At 69.5% G+C, this 5,215-nt stretch carries 3 protein-coding genes and 2 pseudogenes; all 5 read right to left on the bottom strand.

Annotated elements, in window-relative coordinates:
• Positions 1–68, bottom strand: a pseudogene (locus tag BHU15_RS39565) (ATP-binding protein); the annotation flags it as partial.
• A complete protein-coding gene (locus BHU15_RS35970) occupies positions 49–759 on the bottom strand; it encodes a DUF742 domain-containing protein (protein ID WP_069630940.1) in 711 nt (236 codons plus the stop codon). The gene BHU15_RS35970 and the pseudogene BHU15_RS39565, both read right to left, overlap by 20 nt.
• Before the next feature lie 95 nt (positions 760–854).
• Positions 855–1,268, bottom strand: coding sequence for a roadblock/LC7 domain-containing protein (locus BHU15_RS35965; protein WP_023538419.1), 414 nt, complete (start codon positions 1,266–1,268; stop codon positions 855–857).
• Positions 1,269–1,278: 10 nt separating this feature from the next.
• Entirely contained in the window at positions 1,279–4,755 is a 3,477-nt protein-coding gene (locus tag BHU15_RS35960) for a sensor histidine kinase (RefSeq protein ID WP_069630939.1), read from the bottom strand.
• A gap of 339 nt (positions 4,756–5,094) precedes the next feature.
• Positions 5,095–5,215, bottom strand: a pseudogene (locus BHU15_RS35955) (ATP-binding protein); the annotation flags it as partial.

The following is a 5,215-nucleotide window of genomic DNA, read 5'->3' as shown; positions in this document are numbered from 1 at the left end:
CCCGCCACCACGATCTTCGCGCTGGTGGTTGAGCGGGCTGCACCGCCGCTAGAGCTTGCGAAGTCCACTGAGCACCCTTTCGAGCAGTGTCACATCTGGTTGGCCCCCGGCGGTCTCGTCGCCGCCGGGTTGGTGAATGGCGACAAGTCCGGCCTCCGCCAGGTCGGCTACGAGGATCCGGGCGACGCCCAGGGGGATGGAGAGCAGTGCCGAAATCTCGGCGACCGATTTGATCTCGAAACAGAGCCGGCAGATCCGCTGGTGCTCGGGCAACTGCCCTTGCAGCCGGGACGGATCGGCCGTCGTGCTGACCAGTGCCTCGATGGCGAGCTGGTACCGCGGCCGTGTCCGGCCGCCGGTCATGGCGTACGGACGGACCAACGGGTTGTGCGCGGCGTGCTCCGGCTCCTGATGGTGCCTCGGCTGTACCGGCTGGATTCGGGGCTGCGGCGGTCCGTACGAGGGCTGCTGTCCGTACGGCTGCTGCTGTCCCTGGCCCTGCCCCTGGCCGTACGACTGCTGCGAGTTGTACGGCTGTTGCTGACCCTGCCCGTACGACTGCCGCTGTCCGTACGGCTGTTGAGGCTGCTGGTACGGCTGCTGCTGATGTGGATCATACGACTGTCCGCCGCCGTCCCACTGCCCGCCCTGGCCGCCGTTGCCGTCCGGCGCGGAGGGGGAGTTGAAGTGGTTCCGGGCACGCTCACCCGGGACCTGTCGGCCACCCTCGTAAGGATGTCCGCCTGGGGGTGTTGCCACCGTTTCCTCCTCCGACTCCGGTCGCCGGTAACTGTTCTGTGGAGTCGCGCCACCGAACCCTATGGTGCGATGGCGCGAAACGCACTGTCTGTCTGTTAGTTGAGAAGACTTCCCTGGAGTTCTGCGCGCAGGTCCGGCGTCAGCACCGTCCCGGCCCGGTCGACGAGCAGAGCCATTTCATAACCCACCAGACCGATGTCGGCCTCGGGGTGCGCGAGGACGGCCAGTGACGAGCCGTCGGAGATCGACATGAGGAAGAGGAACCCGCGCTCCATCTCCACGACGGTCTGGGTGACCGCGCCCCCCTCGAAGATCCTGGAGGCCCCGGCGGTCAGCGAGGTCAGACCGGAGGCCACGGCCGCCAGTTGGTCGGCGCGGTCGCGCGGGAAGCCCTCGGACATGGCAAGCAGGAGTCCGTCGGCGGAGACCACCACGGTGTGGGACACCCCGGGGGTGTGGTCCACGAAATTGGTGATCAACCAGTTGAGATTCTGCGCCGCCTGGCTCATCGGGCTCACACTAACGCTCCTGGTTGTAGGTACTGCCCGGGCCTGAACCCGGTCCGTTCGTGTCCGTCCCCGCCGCTCCGGTGCCGCCCGACCCCGCGTTACGGCCCCGCTGGACGCCGCGCCGCAGGTTGCTCAGCCTGCCACGGACGTCCTCCGGCGCCCGGGAGACCTGGGGGCCGTGCTGCGGCGTCGACTCCGCGGTTCCCTCGATCAGGTTGGCCTTGGGAACGCGCCGGGGGAGCCCCGAGGGGGTGATCCCGCCGGCCTTGGGCTCACGCAGTTTCTCGGCCCGCTGCCAACGGTCGTCGTTCGTCGAGCGCCAGTCGTCGGCGCCGTTCGCGTCACTCTGACCGTTCGGCGGCTGCGGGGCCGTCGGTGCGTACGTCTCGTTGTTCTCGGTGAGCTTGTTCTCGGTGGGCTCGTCGGTCCTGTCGGTCGGCTGCGGCGCGGGGGACGGTGCCGACGGGGCGGTCCGGCCGAAGAGATCGGTCTGGCCGCCGTCGTGTCCGTTGCGCTGTCCGTCGTCCCCACCGGTGGTCTGCCACGACTCCGGCTTCGGAGGCTGCGAGGTGCTGCCACGGCGCGGCAGTCCCGCTCCCGTCAGCGTGTGACTGGCGCTCGGCGAGGGTCCCGGACGTTCGAATTCTACGCGTTCCCGGGTCTCCGCCGCAGCGCCGTCGGACGATTCCGATTCGGGCTGCCGCGCCGCGTCGTACCCGCCCTGGTAGCCACCGCGGTCACTCCAGCCACCCGGATTGGCCTGGGGAGCGAAGAGGTTGTCCTGGCCCGCCCCGTCCGGCCGAGGAGCCTCGTAGGCCCCTTCCGTATACGGGCCGCCGAGCGGATCCCGCTGCTCCGGGTACCCGTCGGGCGTCCGGTACCCGTCGGCGCCCGTCCCGTACCCGTCGGGGGTGGCGTACGCGTCGTATCCCGCGCCCGCGTACGTCTGCCCGGCGTTCGCGCCACCGTCGGGCGCGGGGTAGCCGTTCTGCTCGTACGACGCCTGCTGCGGCGCGTACTGCCCGTCGACCTCCTCGCGGTACTGCCCGTCGACCTGGTCGCCGTAGAGGGGCCCGCCGCCCGGCAGGGCCGCCGGGGCGCCGTTGCCGCCGCCCAGGGCCGCGCGCCGCTCGTCGCGCTTGAGGGAACGGTTCACCGGATCGAGACTGCGCGGATTCGCCGCCGCTCCGGCCCCGGCGCCCTCGTCGTAACGCGAGTCGTCGAAGCCGAGTTCGGCCGCCGTCAGCATCGGCGTCGAGAACGCCTGCTGCTCCGGCTCGAACGCGGCTGCCTGCTGCTCCGGAATGATCTGGGAGACCGTGAAGTCGTCCGGCTGCGGCTGCTCGCCGCCCCCTCCGTGGGTGATCGCGTCGGGGAGCATGACCAGTGACGTGGTGCCCGCCTGCTCGCCCGAGGGCCGCAACTGCACCCGTACGCCGTGCCGGTCGGCCAGCCGGCCCACCACGAACAGACCCATGCGCTGCGACACCGCGGCGTCCACGGTGGGCGGGTTGGCCAGTTTGTGGTTGATGTCGGCGAAGTCCTCGGCGGTCAGGCCGATGCCCTTGTCGTGGATCTCGATCATCACGCGGCCGTCGGGCAGCCGCGTCGCGGTCACCCGCACCTTGGTCTGCGGCGACGAGAACGTGGTGGCGTTCTCCAGCAGCTCGGCGAGCAGGTGCACGAGGTCGGTCACGGCCTGGCCGTGGATGTCCGTCTCCGGCACGCCGGACAGCTCGATGCGCTCGTAGGACTCCACCTCGGAGGACGCGGCGCGCAGCACGTCGACCAGCGGCACCGGCTGGTTCCAGCGGCGGCCCGGCTCCTCGCCGGCGAGGACCAGCAGGTTCTCGCCGTTGCGGCGCATCCGGGTCGCGAGGTGGTCCAGCTTGAAGAGGTTCTCCAGCTGCTCGGGCTCGGCCTCGTGGTTCTCCAGCTCGGTGATCAGGGTCAGCTGGCCCTCGATCAACGACTGGTTGCGGCGGGAGAGGTTGGTGAAGATCGCGTTGACGTTGCCCCGGAGCATGGCCTGTTCGGCGGCGAGCCGGACGGCCTCGCGGTGCACCTGGTCGAAGGCGCGCGCGACTTCGCCTATCTCGTCCCTGGAGTCGATCGGGATGGGCTGTACGCGGGTGTCCACCCGGCCGGGCTCGGTACGCGACAGCTGGTCGACCAGCATCGGCAGCCGCTGCTCGGCTATGCCGAAGGCGGCCGTACGGAGCCGGCGCATGGACCGGCTCATCTGCCGCGCCATCATGCCGGCCAGCACGAACGCGGCCAGCAGGGCGATCACCACGATCGCGCCGTTGATGATCGCGTCGTTCCTGGCGCTGTCGGAGATCTCCGCGGCGTCGCTGACGGCGTTGTCGACCAGGTCCTTCTCGATGATCGTGTAGCCGTCGAACTTCGCGGTGGTCGCGGCCATCCACGCCGTGGGCGTGACGCCGCGCTCCTCCAGCTGGGAGGGGCTGTCACCGGTGGCGATGGCGGCGACCATGCCGTCGACGACCGAGCCGTCCTGGGCCGGCGGGGCGACGAACTTCTCGCCGGCCGCGGCGGCCTGCTGCCGCGCCGTGGCGAGCTTCTTGGCGCCCTCGGCGGCCTTCTCGCCCATGATCTTCTGAAGCTTGGCCGTGTCCGCGTCGGTGCCGCCGGAGACGTACTCCGCGACCGCGATGTCCTCCAGGTAGGCGTACGAGGAGAACGCGACCGACTGCCCCGCCCGCACCGCCGGCTTCTCGCTCGGCCGCACCAGCAGGTGCATACCGATGGAGCGCTGGAGCGAGGAGGCGGCCTTGGAGAGCTGGATGGCGTAGACGGTGCGGCCGTAGCTGGTGATGTTGCCGGTGCCCAGGCCCAGTTCGTTGGAGAACTCCATGAGGGAGTGCTGGACCAGCACGTACCCCTCTTCGGTCGCCACCGGACCGCCGTTGCGGCCGGTCTTGTCGGGCGTCTCGACGCCCGCGGTGTACGCCGTCTTGCGGATCGTCTCCAGCTTGGGCTCTTCGGCGCGGAACAGACGCAGCCGCCGCTCCAGGCCCTCTTCCCGCGGCATGGACTCGACGGCGCGGTCGAACGTGGCCTTCGCGGCGTCCGTGGCGGCCCTGGCGTCCACCACGGCCTTGTCGTCTCGCTTGTTCGTCAGCAGGGGCTGGGCGGTGAGGTCACGCTCGTTGAGCAGGGCCTGGCCGTACTCGGACGCGGCCCGGACGACGAGCGCCGTCCGCTCCGCGTCCTGCGCCTCCTGCCAGGTGTCGATGGACCCCTTGACCTGGAAACCGCCCATGACGAGGCCGACGAGCACGGGTATGAGGAGGATCGCGTTGAGCCGGGTCGGCACCCGCCAGTTGCGCGGCGACAGACGGCTGGTACTGCCGGGTGCCGGAGGCTTTCCTGGCGCATCCGCAGGCGGCGCCGCTGTACGCCGCGGCGGGGTGAAGTTGCCCCGCGCCGCCTGCTCCGCGGAGCTCGTCTTGCTACGCCTCACTCGACCAACAACCTCTCGGCGTCGGCACCTACGTTGTGCCGTTTTTCGTTCAGGGCCGTACTACTCGGGAGTTCATCGAATTCCAGCACGTGAGGCCGCCCCGTTCCAAACAGTGGGAATCAGCCATTCCGAGTGGTCCATACCGGAGATAAAACGGGCATAAAGAACGAGCCCCGTCAAAAGACGAGGTTGATGTGAGCACAGCGATACCAGCCGAACGCGTCGGGCGACCGAGCGGCGTCAATTCTCTTCTCAAACGTTATGAACATCGACGTGGGCTATGTCAAAAGACACAGCCCACATCCGGCCCCGGCTACGGCAACTGCCGTACGGCAACGTCTACTTGAGTCGTGCCATGAGTGCGTGTTCGACGAGGGTGATCAGTCCGCTCTTGGCGTCGGCGCGGTGGCGCGCGTCGGTCGTGATGATGGGAGCGTCCGGGCCGATCTGGAGTGCTTCG

The organism is Streptomyces niveus, assembly GCF_001723055.1.
GTDB lineage: Bacteria > Actinomycetota > Actinomycetes > Streptomycetales > Streptomycetaceae > Streptomyces > Streptomyces niveus.
Note: the sequence above shows the minus strand (reverse complement) of the source record. Positions and strands in the feature narration are given on the sequence as shown.